General features: G+C 40.7%; 19 protein-coding genes. 3 read left to right on the top strand and 16 right to left on the bottom strand.

The features are described from left to right. Window positions 1-92 precede the first annotated feature (92 nt). The 14 genes from MTF66_RS00815 to MTF66_RS00750 form a co-directional block, all read right to left on the bottom strand. Window positions 93-1,523 (bottom strand): SLC13 family permease, encoded by a 1,431-nt coding sequence (locus MTF66_RS00815; RefSeq protein ID WP_248526479.1) that lies wholly within the window; start codon window positions 1,521-1,523, stop codon window positions 93-95. Between the two features lie 57 nt (window positions 1,524-1,580). Further along, a complete protein-coding gene (locus MTF66_RS00810; RefSeq protein ID WP_248525991.1) occupies window positions 1,581-2,540 on the bottom strand; it encodes a porin in 960 nt (319 codons plus the stop codon). Between the two features lie 213 nt (window positions 2,541-2,753). Further along, window positions 2,754-4,124, bottom strand: a complete 1,371-nt coding sequence (locus tag MTF66_RS00805) for a sigma-54 dependent transcriptional regulator (RefSeq protein ID WP_248525989.1) — start codon at window positions 4,122-4,124, stop codon at window positions 2,754-2,756. Beyond that, window positions 4,121-5,860 (bottom strand): ATP-binding protein, encoded by a 1,740-nt coding sequence (locus MTF66_RS00800; RefSeq protein ID WP_248525987.1) that lies wholly within the window; start codon window positions 5,858-5,860, stop codon window positions 4,121-4,123. The genes MTF66_RS00805 and MTF66_RS00800 overlap by 4 nt, the downstream gene beginning before the upstream one ends. Before the next feature lie 23 nt (window positions 5,861-5,883). After that, on the bottom strand, window positions 5,884-7,866 hold the full coding sequence (locus MTF66_RS00795) for a TonB-dependent receptor domain-containing protein (protein WP_248525985.1): 1,983 nt from the start codon (window positions 7,864-7,866) through the stop codon (window positions 5,884-5,886). A gap of 183 nt (window positions 7,867-8,049) precedes the next feature. Beyond that, on the bottom strand, window positions 8,050-8,319 hold the full coding sequence (locus MTF66_RS00790; protein ID WP_054552127.1) for a hypothetical protein: 270 nt from the start codon (window positions 8,317-8,319) through the stop codon (window positions 8,050-8,052). Window positions 8,320-8,477: 158 nt separating this feature from the next. Next, a complete protein-coding gene (locus MTF66_RS00785; RefSeq protein WP_248525983.1) occupies window positions 8,478-8,945 on the bottom strand; it encodes a hypothetical protein in 468 nt (155 codons plus the stop codon). A gap of 1 nt (window position 8,946) precedes the next feature. After that, the gene (locus MTF66_RS00780) at window positions 8,947-9,369 is read right to left on the bottom strand and encodes a hypothetical protein (RefSeq protein ID WP_248525982.1); all 423 of its coding nucleotides are present in this window, start codon (window positions 9,367-9,369) and stop codon (window positions 8,947-8,949) included. Window positions 9,370-9,419: 50 nt separating this feature from the next. After that, window positions 9,420-9,671, bottom strand: a complete 252-nt coding sequence (locus tag MTF66_RS00775; protein WP_054563976.1) for a hypothetical protein — start codon at window positions 9,669-9,671, stop codon at window positions 9,420-9,422. 39 nt (window positions 9,672-9,710) lie between these two features. After that, complete coding sequence (locus MTF66_RS00770) at window positions 9,711-10,115, bottom strand: DUF1761 domain-containing protein (RefSeq protein WP_054563975.1); 405 nt, start codon at window positions 10,113-10,115, stop codon at window positions 9,711-9,713. Window positions 10,116-10,267: 152 nt separating this feature from the next. Next, window positions 10,268-10,801, bottom strand: coding sequence for a response regulator transcription factor (locus MTF66_RS00765; protein WP_248525981.1), 534 nt, complete (start codon window positions 10,799-10,801; stop codon window positions 10,268-10,270). After that, window positions 10,798-12,009, bottom strand: coding sequence for a HAMP domain-containing sensor histidine kinase (locus MTF66_RS00760; protein WP_248525980.1), 1,212 nt, complete (start codon window positions 12,007-12,009; stop codon window positions 10,798-10,800). The genes MTF66_RS00765 and MTF66_RS00760 overlap by 4 nt, the downstream gene beginning before the upstream one ends. A gap of 17 nt (window positions 12,010-12,026) precedes the next feature. Then, complete coding sequence (locus tag MTF66_RS00755) at window positions 12,027-12,431, bottom strand: DUF4440 domain-containing protein (protein ID WP_054563972.1); 405 nt, start codon at window positions 12,429-12,431, stop codon at window positions 12,027-12,029. 8 nt (window positions 12,432-12,439) lie between these two features. Then, complete coding sequence (locus MTF66_RS00750; RefSeq protein WP_248525979.1) at window positions 12,440-13,750, bottom strand: amidohydrolase family protein; 1,311 nt, start codon at window positions 13,748-13,750, stop codon at window positions 12,440-12,442. A 151-nt stretch (window positions 13,751-13,901) separates the two neighbouring features. On the opposite strand from MTF66_RS00750, the gene MTF66_RS00745 reads away from it, so the two are divergent. Beyond that, the gene (locus MTF66_RS00745; RefSeq protein ID WP_248525978.1) at window positions 13,902-14,975 is read left to right on the top strand and encodes a ketoacyl-ACP synthase III; all 1,074 of its coding nucleotides are present in this window, start codon (window positions 13,902-13,904) and stop codon (window positions 14,973-14,975) included. 71 nt (window positions 14,976-15,046) lie between these two features. Next, window positions 15,047-15,433, top strand: coding sequence for a VOC family protein (locus tag MTF66_RS00740; protein WP_055199156.1), 387 nt, complete (start codon window positions 15,047-15,049; stop codon window positions 15,431-15,433). A 1-nt stretch (window position 15,434) separates the two neighbouring features. Here the strand turns inward: MTF66_RS00740 and MTF66_RS00735 are convergent, their stop codons facing one another. Together MTF66_RS00735 and MTF66_RS00730 are read right to left on the bottom strand one after the other, a co-directional pair. Further along, on the bottom strand, window positions 15,435-16,796 hold the full coding sequence (locus MTF66_RS00735; protein WP_248525977.1) for a M17 family metallopeptidase: 1,362 nt from the start codon (window positions 16,794-16,796) through the stop codon (window positions 15,435-15,437). An 88-nt stretch (window positions 16,797-16,884) separates the two neighbouring features. Continuing rightward, on the bottom strand, window positions 16,885-17,295 hold the full coding sequence (locus tag MTF66_RS00730) for a hypothetical protein (protein ID WP_054563995.1): 411 nt from the start codon (window positions 17,293-17,295) through the stop codon (window positions 16,885-16,887). A 106-nt stretch (window positions 17,296-17,401) separates the two neighbouring features. Between MTF66_RS00730 and MTF66_RS00725 the strand changes: the two genes are divergently transcribed. After that, window positions 17,402-17,548 carry an oxidoreductase-like domain-containing protein gene (locus tag MTF66_RS00725; protein WP_248525976.1) on the top strand — a complete coding sequence of 49 codons (147 nt, stop codon included), beginning with the start codon at window positions 17,402-17,404 and terminating at the stop codon, window positions 17,546-17,548. The last annotated feature ends 46 nt before the right edge of the window (window positions 17,549-17,594 follow it).

The raw sequence follows: 17,594 nt of genomic DNA, 5'->3' as shown, positions 1-17,594 counted from the left end.
TATATTTATCTGAGCAACTTTATAAATGTAAAAACAGCGCTCATAGTGAGCGCTGTTATTGGTTGGAATAGATTGAAAACTTAAAGGCTTAACTAAAAACCAAATACCGCTGCGGCAATAGTCATGGTCACTACCGTGATCATCGCAATAGCAATTATGTTCAGTGCAAATCCAGAGCGGATCATATCGCGCATTTGAATTTGCCCAGAGCCAAATACTATCGCATTAGGCGGTGTCGCAACTGGCATCATGAACGCACAGCTACACGCAATAGCCGCAGGAATGACCCATACCAGCGGTGTACCAAATACTGACTCAGCAACTGGGCCTAATAGTGGTAAGAAACCTGCCGCTGTAGCTGTGTTACTGGTGATCTCAGTTAAGAAAGTGATTAAGGTTGCCACTGCTAGAACACTTAACACCAATGGAATTGCACTCGCCCCTTCAATCATGTGAGCAATATATTCAGCAAGACCAGATGATTTGATTTGCGCAGCCAGTGTTAAACCACCACCGAATAGAAGCAACACGCCCCACGGTACTTTAGCGGCACTTTCCCAATCAAGAATACGCTCACCATCACCTTTGTTTGCCGGTAACACGAACAATAATAATGCTGCAGCAATAGCAATACCCGTATCAGAGATTTTTAAGCCCGATAAGTCGGCAAGTACAGGTCTGAAGATCCAGCATAATGCCGCTAAAACGAACACGGCTGCTACGCCTTTTTCAGCGCGCTGCATTGCACCAAGCTCTTGTAACTGCGACAAGAATAACGATTTAGTATCTTTACTTGCTGCTTTGGCGCAATCTGTATCTACTTTATAAGCAAACTTAGTTAACCAAACCCAACATAAAGCCAGCATAACAGTTGCAAGTGGTACACCTACTTTCATCCACTCAGCAAAGCCAATATCAATTTTGTAGCTGTCTGATAAATACGCAGCCATAAGTGCATTTGGTGGGGTACCAATTAAGGTTGCTATACCGCCGATACTTGCACCATAAGCGATTGATAATAATAATGCTTTACCAAATTGATCATTTTCAGGGTTAGACTGTTTAACCAACATAGTAATCGACATAGCAATTGGTAACATCATCACAGCGGTTGCTGTGTTTGACATCCACATTGATAAAAATGCCGTTACTAACATCATGGCTAAAATTTGTAGGCTTGGCTTAGTACCAGCACGAAGCATGGTATTAAGCGCAATACGCTTATGTAAACCCCAACGCTCCATCGCGATTGAGATCAAAAAGCCGCCTAAGAATAAAAAGATCAAAGGGTGTGCATAAGGTGACGCGACCCCTTTGATTGCTGCAATGCCAGCAAGAGGTGATATAACCAGTGGCAATAATGAAGTAGCAGGAATTGGCACAACTTCGCTTACCCACCAAGAAGCCATCCAAAATGCAAGGCCTGCGGTACGTAGTGCTGATACACTCATACCCGCTGGTGGATCGATTAAGCAAGTTAATAACATCACTAATGGGCCAAGCAGTAACATTACTGTGCTCATTAATGGGCGTGGCTGTGAGCCATCTTTTGTTTGATTTACTAATGACATACCGACTCCTTAGAACTTGTATTTAAGGCCAATTGCAACGCTGTTATCTGATTCAAGTTCTAAATCTAAATCAGTATAGAGTAAGTATGCTGTGGTTTGTTTATCAAAAACATAGTCAACACCTGCTGTCCATTGTTTACCTTCTTCAGCATGGCGAATTTTTGAGTCGTCTTTAACATATTGTAGCTTAGGTACCCATTTATCGATTGCATAGCTTGCGCTAAGTGCATAGCCATTGCCTTCTTTCGTACCGTCGGTTGATTCGCTGCGCTGGAATAAACCCGCTAACTGTAGGTTATCAAGTTTCCATGCTGCAACCACACGGCTTGCTGTTAACTTATTGAGTGCATCAACATGGCTGATAGCAACATAGTAGTCTTTTGATTTTAATGCACGGTCACCATAAATAACCGTTGCCGCAAAACCATCTTCATCGTTGCTACTGTCATCTTTTGGTGCATAAGTTAGTGCAAGTGATGCGCCACCGTATGTTTTAGAGCTGTAGGTAATGGTATCACCGATACGGTCTTGACCTGGGATCAGCTGTGCAATATCAGCTTGGGTTTCGTTAAAACCGTCTACTTTACCTTCTGAGTATTTAAAACGAGTGTCGTTACGACCGACAACCACTTCACCAAAATCACCTGCAAGGCCTAAGTAAGTATTACGAGCTGAAAATGGCTCGCTGGTATCGTCATGCTCAAAGCCTTTTACTTGTACTTCGTATTTGAATACTGCTTTAAGTGACTCAGTTAGTTTGTGGCTACCTTTAATACCAATACGAGAAAAAGGTGCTTCTATTTGCGTACCTTCATCTGCATAACGCATAACGCCTGTATCTGTGTTTGCTATTTGAACTTCTGCTTTACCGTATACCGCATAGTCTGCTGCCATTGCTGAGCCAGCTGTGCTCGCTAAAATCACAGCCGCCGCTACGCGTGTTTTTGTATGAGTGAATATTGTTGTCATTATGCGCCCCTTATTAGGTTCAAATTGTTGTTCCTAACTATTAAGGCAAGTTGGTTGCCAACTTAGTTAATTTTAAAAAAGCTGTTAAATAACAGTGAATTAACTTTATTGACGTAAAAGGAGCTGTTTTTTATGGGTGGATATCCACACATTTTTAAAAATATGCTGTCACCAGTTCCACCCATTATGAAGAGTTTAATATGAAAGGGTTGCTTAGTCTTTGAACATTTCACGATTAATACCGTACTTGGTCATCTTGTCATAAAGGGTTTTACGAGCAATTTGTAATGTAGCCATAGTCTCTTTTATGCTGCCGTTATTACGCTCGAGCGCTTCTTCGATAAGTGATTGCTCATAAAAACTAATTTTCTCCGCAAGGCTTAAGTCTTGAGCAAGCTCGTTGTCACTGTTTGTATCGCTGTACGAGGCAAAGGCCAGATCAGAGCCAAGCAATACCGCACGTTCGGCCTGATTTCTAAGCTCTCGCACATTACCCGGCCAATCGTAGGCAAGGAGTCGCTGCTTTGCTTCGCTACTTAAAGGTGCTGGTGGTTTATGAAAACGTGTCGCCGCTATCGAGCTAAAATGTTTAAACAACAGTGGAATATCGGCCTTTCTGTCTCGTAATGCCGGAATACTCACTTTAACTAAGTTTAAGCGGTAATATAAATCGGCTCTAAACTCCCCTGCTTCGACCAGGGTCATTAAGTCTACTTTTGTAGCTGCAACTATACGCACGTCTAAATCAATAGCGTGGTTATCACCTACAGGCGTTACTTTACGCTCTTCAAGCACCCTTAATAACTTTACTTGTAAACTTGCAGGCGTTGACTCTATTTCATCTAAAAAGACAGTACCGCCTTTAGCAAATTCAAATTTACCTTGGCGAGATTGCGTAGCACCTGTATATGCGCCACTGGCTGCACCAAAGAGTTCGCTTTCGATGAGCTGTTCGGGGATTGCGCCGCAGTTTATGGCAACAAAATTAGCCGCTGATCTGTTACTTTGATCGTGCAAGTAACGGGCAACTAACTCCTTACCTGTGCCTGTTTCACCCTCTATTAAAACATCAGCGGGAGTATCGATAACTGCATTGAGTAAATGCATCATTTGTTGCATTTGCTCAGTTTCACCTAAAATTCGCACACCGGGCGCAGAGGTTTTTTCTACAGCAATTTTTAAGGCTCGGTTTTCCATCACTAAAGCACGTTTTTCTGAAGCGCGCGCGATACAGTCTAACAATTGCTCTGTCAGTGGCTTTTCGAATAAATCATAAGCGCCTAGTTGCATAGCTTTAACGGCTACAGATACATCAGCAAAGCCAGTCAGGAAAATAACCGGCAGTTCACTATCAAATGCCTTAACTTGTTCTAAAAATGCCAAACCGTCCATTTTTGGCATGTTTATGTCGCTTAATACAATTCCCTCAAAGCGACGACTCAATTTTGACAGTGCCGCTGTAGGCTCACTAAAACACTGAACTTGATAACCTTCAATCTCAAGGAGTTGCTTTAATGAATCGCGTATCACCGCTTCGTCATCAATAACGATTACCTGATTACAGGTCGCTGCAACTACACTCATGATGGTTCCTTATTTGTTTGTAAGGTTATTATAAATTGTGCGCCGCCTTCAGGGCGGTTATGCGCCGATAATCGACCGTTAAATGAGTCGATTATTTGTCGTGAAATAGATAAACCCAAACCTAAACCGTTGCTGGTTTTTGTACTGTAAAATGGCTCAAATATATTACCTAATGCGTGTTGATCAATACCTGGGCCTGTATCAAGAATTGATAGCTTCACTCGGTCGTCGAATAGTTCGAGGTCGAAACTCAATTCGCGCTTTTCAGATTCACTCATTGCTTGGCTGGCATTGGTGATCACATTTACCAAGACTTGTTCAAACTTAACGCTGTCGACCCACACCGTTATGTTTGCGTCAATATCAGCAGCTTTTACCTCGATATCGTCTTGCTTTAACTGGGCGCTGGCGATCATTAACGCATTTTTTAACATGCTCGCTAAGCTTTGCTGCCTAAGTTGAGTTTGTGCGGGTTTACTAAAATGCTTAAGCTGAGCGACAATTTTGTGAACACGCTCTATTAGAGATTGCACCAACACTAAATTTTCGCTGGCTTGCTCAATATTGCCTTTAATAAGTAGCCTCTTTGCACTTACTAAATAAGTGTTCATGGCACTTAAGGGCTGATTGATCTCATGGTTAATGCCCGCACTTAATTGACCTATCGTTGCAAGCTTAGCTGTTTGGATCAGTGCTTTTTGCGCTTTTTCGAGCGCTTGGGTCCGTTCAATTACTTCTTGCTCAAGGCTATGTCTTGAAAACAAGAGCTTTTTGTAGCCCGCAAAGCGCACCATCGCCATATGAATAAGCACAACAGCAATAGCATAAAACACACTAAACCAAAGCAGCCGAGGTATTTGTGCAAGCTCAACATTAGTCACATCCACCAGCACACTGGCTTTAGCGTTTATAATGTCTATTGTTTCGGTGGCGCTAATAAAGCGCGCTTGCTTGTCATTAAGCTGAATGTTTTGCTGTGCGGTTTGTTCACTTAAAGGCTTATGATTATGATTAAGTAAACTTGGTTTATGAGACAAGTATCGGCGCGACTTAACCAAAGCAGCCATTTGTTCGTCGTTAAGCGATTCAAGTGACTTTAAACGCCAGTCCTCAACGTCTGACATCACAATAACGCTATCTTCTAGTGCAATATAAAAGTGGGTGCTGTCTGATGCATTTAGTAGCTGGCGGTCTTGTTCAAACTTTTTAGCATTCACTTTTAAAGTGACAACGGCAATAACTTTGCCTTTATCAATAACCGGCTCTGAAAAGTAAATGCCCCGCTCACTTGAGCGCATACCTAAAGCAAAATAAGCTACTTTTTCACCTTGCTTGGCTAAATAAAAATAAGGTCGAAAAGCAAAGTTACTACCCAAAAAGGTATAATCAACTTGCCAGTTACTACTTGCCACCACCGAGCCTGTTAAATCCATTAAATAGACATCTGATGCACCACTGGCACGTTGTATATCTTCTAAATAATAATTAACAGCCTGCTCGCCTATACCTTGCTTAACCACAAAAGATTTAACTAAATCATTGGCACTAACTAGGGTAGGAATTGTTTTAAATCGGGCTAATTCGCTTGAAAAATAATGACTTAGCTGAGTAGCTTGAACACGGCTTTGTTGCTCTGCTTGTTGATAGTCGTGAGCGCGTCCAACGTAAAAAACTAATACAAGCAGCAATAAAAGCATTGCACCTGCAATAACTAACTTTTTACTTAATGACGACATTCAAACCTTTGAGAGCAGCGCAACTAGAAATTGAACTGGTAGTGTAACGATAAATCTTCGGTTGTACCAGCTACAGCGCCATTGTCCATTCGTGGATCAAACACATTATATTTTTTACCTAACAGGTTTTCTGCTTTAAGCATTAGTTGACTGTTGGCGTTTAACTGCCATTTTAAGCTGCCACCCAATAAGCTATAGGCAGACTGTTTAAAGTGAGCACCGGTAACTGAACTTACCTCTACTTTATCACGCCACAATAGGTTTAAACTCACTTGCCAGCTATCAGATAAATTATAACTACTCACTAAGCTCGCAAAACGCTTAAAGCTCGCATTAATTGGGTCTTCAAAGTATTGCGTATAGGTACCTGTTACAGAGAACTCTTTACTTGATTGCCAAGTACCATCAAGCTCAATACCACTGTTTTGAGTATTAAATGAATTTGTAAAAGTAAACAAGGCATCATTAGATTGCGTTGGCTCAATATTTATAAAATCATTGAGTTCATTATAAAAAAGCACCGCATTAGCTTGTAACTCTGAGGTTTGATAATGCCAAACAAGCTCAGTGGTTTTGACCGATTCAGAGCGAAGTGATGGGTTACCTACGGTGACATCATCATTTGAAAAAAGCTCATTAGTAACCGGGGTTCTGAACGATTCGCCATATTGCACTTTTACGGTATGCTCTGTGTTTATTACATAAACGCCCGCAAGGCGAGGCGAAAGTTTACTGTCGATGTCTTTCACATCGTCATAGCGCGCCCCTACAAATAAAGTAAGTGCATCTGAATAAGGTATTTTTAACTGCCCGTAGGCGCTATATGTTTCGAAGGTATATTTAAGTGATGCAAATTCAGGAAAGTCCATCACAGTCACAATCCCTTGCTGATAATAAGCGGGGTCAATAATGACTAACATCGACTCATCATCATAGTAATTAGTACGTACCCCAGCTTCGACTTGTTTAGCCTCTGCGTATTCTATACCCGCGGCAAGCTGCCATTGATTATCAAATTGATAACTCAGTTCAGTTTCAAATTTGCTATCGGTTGTTTGCCAAGCTGGGCCAAGTAAAAAGTCAGGTATATCATCAAAAGCAGCGATTAAACCTGCACTTGAGATATTATGTTTAGTGTACGAGTAACTAGAATCCAGCTTTAACTTATCGTTATTAATCCAGTTATATTTAATGCCAACAAAGGTGTTATCACTGGTGTGTTGATTTTGTGTTGAATAGCCAGCAAGGTTTAAAAATTCATCGAGGGATGTTTCGTTGTAACGAGCACGTAATTGCAGCTTTTTGTAATCAACACCTGCTTCTAGGTATATTGCTTCAAGAGGGTCTTTTACACCCTGCGGATAGCTTTCGCCGTCTTTTTGATCATACGAAAAACTCGCAAAGAGAGCACTATCATCACTTAAAGAGATATTAAACTGCCCTGTTGCCCCATAGCGACCATTGTTGCCAACCACAAGCTGCAGTGCGTTTCGTTCTTTAGAGGTAACAATATTCATCACCCCTAAAAACGCATTACTGCCATAGAGCGCCGATCCTGGACCGCGAATAAACTCTATTTTTTCAATGACTTCAATAGGTATATAAGGCATGTAAACAGAAGCTTTACCAAATGATGATTCATTGACACGCTCACCATTGATCATCACCAGTACATTACCGCTATCAAGGTATACACCTCGAGCATGATCTTTAGGCACGGCACCAACCCAATCGCCACGGGTAGATTGCATACCTGGCACAAAATTCATTACCTCATAGGCGTTATCAACACCAAGGGCTTGAATTTGTTTACGGCTAAATACACTCATTGTCGAGGGAACAGATGACAGGGTTTCGCTGGTTTTACTAGCAATATCGACTTGTACATTAAGTAAGTCTTCAAAACTTAAAGAGAATAAGTCTTGCTCATCAGTCGCGTTTGCAACCAGTGGAATGGTTGAGGCAACTGCAATTGAAAAAAGTGCTGAACATCTTAAAAGCTTCACGCTGCGAGATACCTGTACTAATAGCCTATGCTGCAAAAGCAACACCTTGTTTACACTATTAATACAAAAGATTGGCAAGCTTGCAATGTTTTTATAGTTTTAGTTGAAGAGTTCTCGGTAGTGGATACAAAAAAACCCACTTTCAGATAAAAATGGGTTTTAATTTTATTGAGCTAAGCTTAATTAAGCTGTTTCAACATTACCAGTACGCTTTGCCTTGATGTACTTATATAAACCTATAAGTGACGCCGCTATCCAGAAAATTTCGATAACAAAACTAGCAAGGTTAAAGTTATAACAAAGACTAATTAGTAACAGAATCGCGCCTGTTAAGTTCATCATGTTATACACAAGGCCGGTTGGCGATGCTTTATTCAGTTGTAATAAAAAGAAAGCACCAACCACTAAGAATGTGCCTGTCATGCCAATAATATCAAATAAAAGTGCTATCACGTGCGTGAATCCATTTTGTTCATGTGTTTATACCCATACAACTGGCCCAATCCATGGGGAGGGTTGTTTTCATTCATTGAAACAGCAAACCGGTCAATAGTACCAGAGCATGAGGGATAAACGAGGATAAATGTCCGTATTTTAATTACAGTTAATATTTACTCAAAGCAAATACTCAGATCTTCATGGTTAAGCTGCTCTAGCTTTGTCAAAGATGATTGACAAAATTCAGTGGTATACATGGTTTTAAACTCCGCAGGGACTTCATTTACCCACAAAGAGGCTTGATCAGCAATAGATAAAGAAAGGTAAAAAACATCAAACTTTAGACCATCTGCCACATAAAAGGATGATTTGCCTAAATGAGTAGTGTCACTTTCTATTTTCAATATGGTGTTTGGGTACTCGACAGTAATCCAATCAAATTGGACGACATTAGCTTCATTTTTTATAGGCTTAAGTCTAAATGCGCCATATTTGTAAAGGTTATCGCTCGGGTTTATTGCTCTTACGAACACATATTCATTGATGTTTATTTTTGTATGAGAAGCTACCTCTCCACACGAAGTCAAAATGGGAAAAGTGCCAAAAACCATAAGCAAAGCAGCAAATGCATGTTTAACCAAGTTAATCTTTTCCTTCTTGATTATGTTTCCAGTAAGGGCCATCCACATCAATAGTATTAATACTCGGCTTAAATTTTTGATTGCTGACAAGTAATTCAGGTAAGTTCGGATAGGTAGCAACGATCTTATCAGTTAAGTGCTTTGTAATTCGGTACTTATCCTCACAGAAATCTGTATATTGTAGATAAATAAATTCTGAATTATCTTGCACTGAAGAGCTAGGAGGAGGAGTAGAATGACCGTAAATTTCAGTATATTCCGTTACGAATGCATTCATGAAAATTACTATGACTCGGTTTTTATCTCTGTTACTTTCAGCTAGCCAAATAAACTCAATCCGCGATATGCAGTCTTCTTTATTTTCTATTTGATCACTACAGGCACTAATAAAAACAAGTGCAAAAAATAAAAATACCTTCTTCATCCGTGAATAATTTCCTTTAAATTCAACATCAAAATGTGGCAAATACTAATCTACTTATGCGTTACCTTACCACCGATAATTTTTAGAGCAGGTGCGCCGCGGATCATGGTTTCGCGGGCGAATTGACGTTGGCAGTCAGGGCAGATACCTGTTTCATTGGTAAAATCTTGGCTAATACGCTCAACAAAACATTTAACCAATGCCCCTTTTCCGCCTTTGCGGTATTTAAATAATTGGGTTTTACATTGTGAGCAAAAAATATCGACTGTTTTGGTCGGGCCTTTTTTGTTTGGTTTTGCCATTACAACTACATTGCTAAAATAAAACCTTACCTTAACATGTTAAGGCCAGAGCCCCAAAACTAAGCCGATAACAGAAAACTGTAATATTGAATAACTTGCATTAACTAAGAACAATTTTAATGGGCGTTGTTCAAAAATATAGCCAATACCTAAGGCACAGCTAACCCAACACAAGCCAATAATAAACCCTGTGCCAACAGCTACTCCCACATTGACATTTGCGCCAATAAATAACGATAAACTAAATGCAATTAAACAACATAAAACAAAGCTGCCGCCAAACACCATAACTGGGTTAATACTCTGTAGGTCAAGCTCAGTTAAACCACAACTTTCCATCCAAATACGTTTAAAAAGCCAAGGTGAATACCACACAGCGCCCAATAAGAAAGATGCAAGGGCAGCAAAAAAGATCGCGAAGTAATTAAGTTCTGAAAAATGCATACGCCAGACTCATACAACTAACAGGGTTAATTTGACTTTAGTTAAGGATCAGCAATGCAGCAAATCAAAAAGGCTGAGTTTTGTACCTATTAATATCTAAACCATACTTTAGGATTAACCGCAGAATTATTTAAGTTTAATAAACAATCAATTTAGTGTTGTACTGGTTTTTTCTGCAATTTACGTTGTAGGGTTCTTCTGTGCATATTCAGTTGGCGCGCAGTTTCAGAGATATTACCATTGTTGCTATGCAATACATGTTGAATATGCTCCCACTCAAGACGCTCTGGCGACATTATTTGGCTTGGCTCTGGGTTTACCGATGAGGCACCAGCTTCAACATCACCCAAGATTGTTTTTAATAATGAATTGAAATCGACAGGCTTTGGTAAGTAGTCATCAGCACCTAAACGTATCGCTTCTACTGCACTGGCAATACTTGCAAACCCCGTGAGCAATACGATACGCGCTGAAGGAAATTGTTCTCTTAAAGGTTTAATTAGCGCAAGGCCGTTATCATCCCCGAGTTTTAAATCCACTAGAAAATGGCTTGCCTCAAAAGTGGTTATTTGATGTAAAGCTTGCTTAGCGTTATGAGCGAGCTCACATGTAAAGCCTTGTTTTGTAAAGCGCCTTGCAAGGGTGCTGGCTAGGTTTACATCGTCTTCAATAATTAAAAGTTTCATACAATTTTTAAACTAACCATCGCAATCGCGCCTTGCTGTGGGTGATTACTTAGTGTTAATGACCCATTTAAGCGCTCTAAGGTTACATTAGAAAGCATAACTGCCATCCCCATACCATCGCTACTCGGCATGAGGTGACCACCTAATGATGCCATTTGTTGCTCGCTAAACCCTTGACCGAAATCACGTAACGACAATGAAAGTGTTTGCTTATCGATTTGCCACTTAGCCTCAATGTTGTGTTGCTGATTATGGTTATTTGCCGATACGGCGTTTTGCAACAAGTTTAAAATAGCCGGTAACAGCATGGCATCACTTAAAATCGAACAATCAGGGGCGTCATTTAGCCACTGTAAGCTTTGCTCCGGAAAATGCAGAGTCATCGCATCTTGAATCGTGTTTTGCAGTGTTTTAGCGCTAATTACCTGTTGTGTTTTACCGGTTCTTAGTGCATTTGAAAGTGACCTAAAATGAGCAAGCTGCTCTTTACATTGTGCTAATGGCTTAGCCATTTCTTGCACTATGGGATCATCAGCTTGCTGCTCTTGTAACTCTTCAAATAACAGCTGTAAATTTGCTATTGGCGTTGCTAGCTGGTGCGTTACTTGTGCGGCAGCGCCATCAAGCGTTAATAATTGCTCATGCCTTAATTGTTGCTCGCGGGTATTGGAAATAATAGCTTCTCTGGCTCTTAACGTGCTGTTTAATGTGCCAATTACAAAGGCAATAACGATAGCGCTGATAACAAAGTTAATCCACATACCAATAAAATGATGAGTCATCTGCATTTGGTGCATGGTGTGTTCGGGCATTTTTATCAGTAAAAAACTATAAGCGGCGATTGCCAGCACTGCTGTGTAAGCAAGCCCTTTCGCATTAACCGTCACCGCCGCTATCATTATCGGTAACAGTAATAACGAAACAAATGCATTGGTTGCCCCACCACTTAATGAAAGCAAAATAGTTAAAAACAATAAGTCGGCTGTAAGCTGCATCAACACAGCTGCTGGCCTTGCTTTCGTGACATTTCGGTAAGCGAATATACTTAAAAGCTGAAAGATTGCTTCAATACAAATTACAGCAAGTAAAGGCAGTAAGGGGATTTGGTATTCAAAAAGAAAATACACCGCAATAACAGCAACAAACTGCACGGCGATTGCGGCGCTTCTTAAAATTAGTAGGCGACTGATCGCCGGATCGGTTTGCATAACGGACTCTTTAAAGCTTAATCATCGTCCATTGAAATTGTAAAAACAGCACAAGGCGTTCCTTGATGAAACACCATTTGCCATTGTTTACCATTAAAACGCCACAGTGACATACGAACTGAGTAGTTAAACTCTGAGCGAGCTGAACGTCTAAAGGCCGCTTGATAGCTCAGCTGTGCAATATCATCACTGAGCATTCGGCCTTTAAAATGTTGATTATAAAACTGCGGTACTACCTCAGTTGGCAGGCGGGTTAAAACTTGGAACTTATTAAATGACGTGCCATCAGCGGCTATTTCAATAAAATCATCATCAAGTAATGCATCAAGCGCTTCAGCAGATTGACGTACCTCTGGCTCAAGAAGCTGCCGCTCTGCATCAATTAAATGATTAAATAACGTCTCTTTAATTTTACCGCCCATAGTAACCCTTACTGTTTGAGCACTTTACCGCCCTTCATAACAAACTGAACCTGACTAAGTTCACTAATGTTATCAAGCACATTCATATTCACGCTGATAATATCTGCTTGTTTACCAACACTCAAGTCACCGAGGTTATCACTTTGACCTAATAGTTTAGCAGCTTCAACGGTGGCTGATTTAATTGCTTGCTTTGGTGTCATGCCGTATTTAACTAATAACTCAAACTCTTTAGCATTATCACCATGCTTAGATACGCCTGAATCTGTACCAAAGGCTATTTTAACCTTGTTTTTTAACGCTAATTTAAACGATGCTTCCATTTTTGGCGCAACTACTTCCACCTTATCAGCAATTGCTTTTGGCATATTTGGGTTATTTAGCACTTCTTCTTTTACTGTTGCGCCAGCGAGTAAGGTTGGAACTAAATACGCGTCTTGCTTTTTAAAAAGCTTAACCGTGTCTTTATCTAAAAAAGAGCCATGCTCGATTGAATCAACACCTGCTCTAAGTGCTGCTTTTATACCTTCTGTGCCATGAGCATGAGCGGTCACTTTGCGGCCTAAATGATGGGCTGTGTTTACAATGGCACTGAGTTCTTCATCAGTAAATTGCTGATTAACCCCTGCCGCTGTATTACTTAAAACACCACCTGTGGCGGTTATTTTAATTACATCGGCACCACTTTTAATTACATCGCGCACTGCACGAGTACAATCGGCTGCGCCATCACACACACCCAAGCCACCCCCTTCTGTCGCTTTGGTGATATCACGACGATAGCCATGCATATCACCGTGACCGCCGGTTGGTGTGATCATATCGCCTGCAGCAAAAATGCGCGGACCAACAATGTCGCCACGTTCAACTGCTCGTTTTAATGGGAAAATAACTTGATAACTGCTACCTAGGTCACGCACAGAGGTAAAACCTGCATCAACCGTACGTTGTAAGTACTTTAGAGAACGCAGAGCGTAATCGGCTTCGTATTCAGTGGCCCATTGGTGTGGGTTACGTTTTACATCTCGTTCAAAGGTAACATGAACATGCATATCAATCAGACCCGGTAATACCATCTGATTTTTTAAATCAATAACATCTGCATCACTAAGATTTAATTGCTGCTTAGTTAGGAAACCAGCTTTTATTGCGGCAATTTTATTGTCTTCAATAACCAGCGTTTGCTGCTCTTTGACATCTTGATCAGTGCCTACCAGCATCTTTCCAGCATGAATGATGGTGGTTTGTGCATTAACCGCAAACGTAGATAATAAAGATAGTACCGATAATGTGCTTATTTTTAGGTTTATTTTTTTCATAATCGCCTCTTTTTTATACTAGGTTTAACTTAAATACTGAGTAAATGCCATTATTTACGACATAGCGCAGCAATGAACTAGTGTTAACAAGTGAATTTTGATATAACTTCGGAAAAATTTAACAAGTCTGACCACATAAAGAGAACACATTATGTCTTATGCCCAAATTACTGGCTGGGGTAAATGTATACCACCAGCAAGCATCAGCAATGATGAAATTAGCAATATTGTTGATACCAATGATGAATGGATCACAACACGTACAGGCATCAAATCTCGCCGTGTCAGCCATGTTTCTACTGCCGATTTAGCAACCGTTGCCGCAAAGCAAGCGCTTGCTTGTGCTGGTGTTGATGGTAAAGACATTGATCTTGTACTTCTTGCGACTTGTACACCATCAACTATGGTGGCAAATACGGCCTCTTTAGTGCAGAAAAATATTGGTGCGGTTGGCGCAGCAGCAATGGATACTAACGCTGCATGTTCAGGCTTTTTATATGCATTACAAGCAGCAACGGCACAAATTCGTGCAGGCATGATCAAAAAAGCGGTCGTTATTGCTGCTGAGCGCATGACTTGGTACATCAACTGGGCGCGTCGCGACAGTGCTGTATTATTCGGTGATGGTGCTGGTGCGGTTGTTTTAGAAGCTTCAGATACACCATCTGGTTTACTTGCGACTAAAACCGGGTGTGACAGTGAAGATCGCGATATCTTGCACATCGAAAACTTTGGTAGCGATTTAAATAAGTACGAGCCAATTGGCCCGTCTAACTTATTATTCGAAGGTCGCGAGATCTTCAAGCGTGCTGTTAAAGGTATGAGTGAAGCTTGTGACGACGTACTGAACCAAGCACAGTTAGAGCTTGATGACATTGACGTATTAGTTCCTCACCAAGCCAATTTACGTATTATCCAAGCTATTCAGCAACGTTTGAAAGTAGTTGATGAAAAAGTAATGGTAAACATTGCCGACTACGGTAATACGTCTGCTGCAACAATTGCGATTGCAATTTGTGAAGCTGTTGAGCAAGGCCTTATCAAGCCAAACTCAAACATTATGTCAGCAGCCTTTGGTGCAGGTTTAACGTGGGCGGCGAGTTACATTAAATGGGGCGAACGCGTGACACCTATTGCAGTGTCTGATGCAGCTTTACCTGAATGTGATAAAACAGGCCTTGAACTTGTTGCACCAGCTGTTGCAGCATGTAAAGCGGCAGAGTAATCCTCGACACTCTTTAGTAGAAAAGCGCGGCTTAGTCCGCGTTTTTTTATGAACAAAAAATGGACTACATAATGGAATTATTAGGCATACATCACGCTGCAATCATTTGTAGCAACTATGAAAAATCAAAGCATTTTTATAATGAAGTATTAAAACTGCCGATTATTCATGAGCTATACCGTGCTGAACGTGACTCATATAAGTTAGATTTAGCACTTCCTGATGGTAGCCAATTAGAATTATTTTCGTTTCCTGGAGCACCACAAAGACCAAGCTATCCAGAGGCACAAGGGCTACGCCATTTGGCGTTTAAAGTTGCCGATATTGCAAAATCTAAACAGTATTTAGAACAACAAGGCATTTCGGTTGAAGAAATAAGAGTGGATGAAATCACCGGGAAGCAATTTACGTTTTTTGCCGATCCCGATGATTTACCTTTAGAGCTTTACCAACTCTAGATTATTGGAAGCGATCTTGTAGGTAATTAAACACAGCGCGAATACCCAATGCCTCACCACCTGTAGGGCGACCCGGTAATGCACGTAGGTTCCAAGCCATGACATCAAAGTGAACCCAAGGAGTGCTTGGCTCAATAAACTCTTTTAAGTAAAGAGCTGCAGTGATCGCACCACCAAAAGGAGTGGAAGCACAGTTAGCAATATCAGCTACGTCACTTTTTAATAATGCTTTGTATTGATCAAATAACGGAAGTTGCCATACAGGATCATGGCAACTTTCGCCTGCATCCATCAATTTGTTAGCAACATCACGGTTATTTGCGAAAAAGCCCGGTAATTCAGTACCTAGGGCTACACGACAAGCACCAGTAAGGGTAGCAAAGTCAACGATAAGATCAGGGTTATCGTTTTGTGCTTCAGCAAGTGCATCACACAGCACTAAACGACCTTCAGCGTCCGTGTTATCAATTTCTACTGTGATCCCTTTGCGAGTTTTGATCACATCACCCGGTCTAAATGCATTGCGAGAAACCGCATTTTCAACAGCAGGTACCAATACGCGTAAACGAATTGGTAGGTTGGCAGCCATAATTAACTGCGCAAGGCCAATAACATGTGCGGCACCGCCCATGTCTTTTTTCATATTACGCATGCCTGAGCTTGGTTTTAGATCTAAACCGCCAGAATCAAAACACACGCCTTTACCGACTAAGGTAATTTGCGGAGCATCTTTTGCACCCCAACGTAAATCAAGTAAGCGAGGCTTATTCTCAGACGCACGACCAACCATATGAATTGTTGGGTAGTTTTGCTCTAATAATTCATCACCAACCCACTCGCTAAACTCACCATCAAAGGTGTCGGCTAAATCTGCCATCACTTGTGATAGGTGTTGCGGCATCATATCTGCAGCAGGCGTATTAACCAGATCACGCACTAAATTAATGGCACTTGCATGCTGCGATAAACGCTTAACTAAGCTTTCATCTTTAATGGCTAGTGTGGCACGTGGCGATGGTTTTTCTTTATATTCACTAAACTCGTAACCACCTAACACAAAACCCAGCGCTACTTGTTCTACAAACTTGTCATCACCTTGAATTTGATAACAACCTGCTGGCAGTTTTGTTGATAAGTCACCTGCTAACCAAAAGTTTTGCAAATCATTAACTAAACAATACACATGCTCAAGTGAGCCGGTTTCACTATCAGCAATTAAGGCCATGCCTTTGTTTTTAAAATCACAATTTGTTAGCCAATTTTGTAAGGCTTGCGGCTGCTCGGTGAACCACGTTGATAGGTCAGCTTTAGCAATAAATGACAGGGGAATACCCGTAGAAGAATGGCGAATTAATGAACTCATTAAACGACTCGATATAAAGAAAAGGTATTTAAGCATACCAATATCTTGATACAAAAGGTATAGGCAAAATCAGATAAGCAAAACCTAATCAGTCTTTGTTTTGCTTCTCTTTTTCTTCTTTTTCTACTTGTTGATCAATCTCTTTAATCGACTTATTGATATTGAATGAACTAGGTAGCACATCAACGCCAACCCATTGACCTAGTTTTACAACCAAAGGAATTGTCACTGGGGCAAAAGGTAATACAGCAAATACGCCTAAACCGAGTCCTTTTAATATATCTAAAAATTGCTCATTGGCAGTATGCAATTCTTCTTTAGTAGCTTGGCCTTGGGTGTATCGCCTATAGATATGAAGCATCTCTTTTGTTTCTTGCTTTTCTTGGGCAAGTGCGATTTTAAGTGCTACCATAGCGCGCTTGAAGCGTAGAGTCTGACGCTTTTTGGTAATTTTAGCCACTCTGAATGGGGCTCGATGAATAACTTTGTATAATCGCATTTGGTTATTTTCACACAGCATGTGAAGTTCACAAAGCATAATTTACTTATATTAGTTTTTGTTTTATTCTTAATACTCTATTCGTAATTATTTTTCAGTATTAAACATGAACACACCTATACAACAGGCTGAGCCAAAACCCCAAAAGCCGGCCCCAGATGAATGTTGTGGTGGTGGTAGTTGTTGCCCATGTGTTTGGGATGAATACCGAGAAAAATTAAAGCAATGGCAATTAAACAACATTCCGCAATAAGCCTAATAGACCGTTCCAAATCCAATTTCGCTTAAAAACCAATCAA

The sequence above is a fragment of the Pseudoalteromonas sp. 2CM39R genome (genome assembly GCF_023161845.1).
The sequence above is the reverse complement of the archived record's forward strand: the minus strand, read 5'-3'. Positions and strand labels throughout refer to the sequence as shown.

Bases quoted from the DNA above. Each gene is read 5' to 3' on its own strand.
- MTF66_RS00815 (WP_248526479.1), bottom strand. From the start codon at position 1,523: ATGAGCACAGTAATGTTACTGCTTGGCCCATTAGTGATGTTATTAACT.
- MTF66_RS00810 (WP_248525991.1), bottom strand. From the start codon at position 2,540: ATGACAACAATATTCACTCATACAAAAACACGCGTAGCGGCGGCTGTG.
- MTF66_RS00805 (WP_248525989.1), bottom strand. From the start codon at position 4,124: ATGAGTGTAGTTGCAGCGACCTGTAATCAGGTAATCGTTATTGATGAC.
- MTF66_RS00800 (WP_248525987.1), bottom strand. From the start codon at position 5,860: ATGTCGTCATTAAGTAAAAAGTTAGTTATTGCAGGTGCAATGCTTTTA.
- MTF66_RS00780 (WP_248525982.1), bottom strand. From the start codon at position 9,369: ATGAAGAAGGTATTTTTATTTTTTGCACTTGTTTTTATTAGTGCCTGT.
- MTF66_RS00775 (WP_054563976.1), bottom strand. From the start codon at position 9,671: ATGGCAAAACCAAACAAAAAAGGCCCGACCAAAACAGTCGATATTTTT.
- MTF66_RS00770 (WP_054563975.1), bottom strand. From the start codon at position 10,115: ATGCATTTTTCAGAACTTAATTACTTCGCGATCTTTTTTGCTGCCCTT.
- MTF66_RS00765 (WP_248525981.1), bottom strand. From the start codon at position 10,801: ATGAAACTTTTAATTATTGAAGACGATGTAAACCTAGCCAGCACCCTT.
- MTF66_RS00760 (WP_248525980.1), bottom strand. From the start codon at position 12,009: ATGCAAACCGATCCGGCGATCAGTCGCCTACTAATTTTAAGAAGCGCC.
- MTF66_RS00755 (WP_054563972.1), bottom strand. From the start codon at position 12,431: ATGGGCGGTAAAATTAAAGAGACGTTATTTAATCATTTAATTGATGCA.
- MTF66_RS00750 (WP_248525979.1), bottom strand. From the start codon at position 13,750: ATGAAAAAAATAAACCTAAAAATAAGCACATTATCGGTACTATCTTTA.
- MTF66_RS00745 (WP_248525978.1), top strand. From the start codon at position 13,902: ATGTCTTATGCCCAAATTACTGGCTGGGGTAAATGTATACCACCAGCA.
- MTF66_RS00740 (WP_055199156.1), top strand. From the start codon at position 15,047: ATGGAATTATTAGGCATACATCACGCTGCAATCATTTGTAGCAACTAT.
- MTF66_RS00735 (WP_248525977.1), bottom strand. From the start codon at position 16,796: ATGAGTTCATTAATTCGCCATTCTTCTACGGGTATTCCCCTGTCATTT.
- MTF66_RS00730 (WP_054563995.1), bottom strand. From the start codon at position 17,295: ATGCGATTATACAAAGTTATTCATCGAGCCCCATTCAGAGTGGCTAAA.
- MTF66_RS00725 (WP_248525976.1), top strand. From the start codon at position 17,402: ATGAACACACCTATACAACAGGCTGAGCCAAAACCCCAAAAGCCGGCC.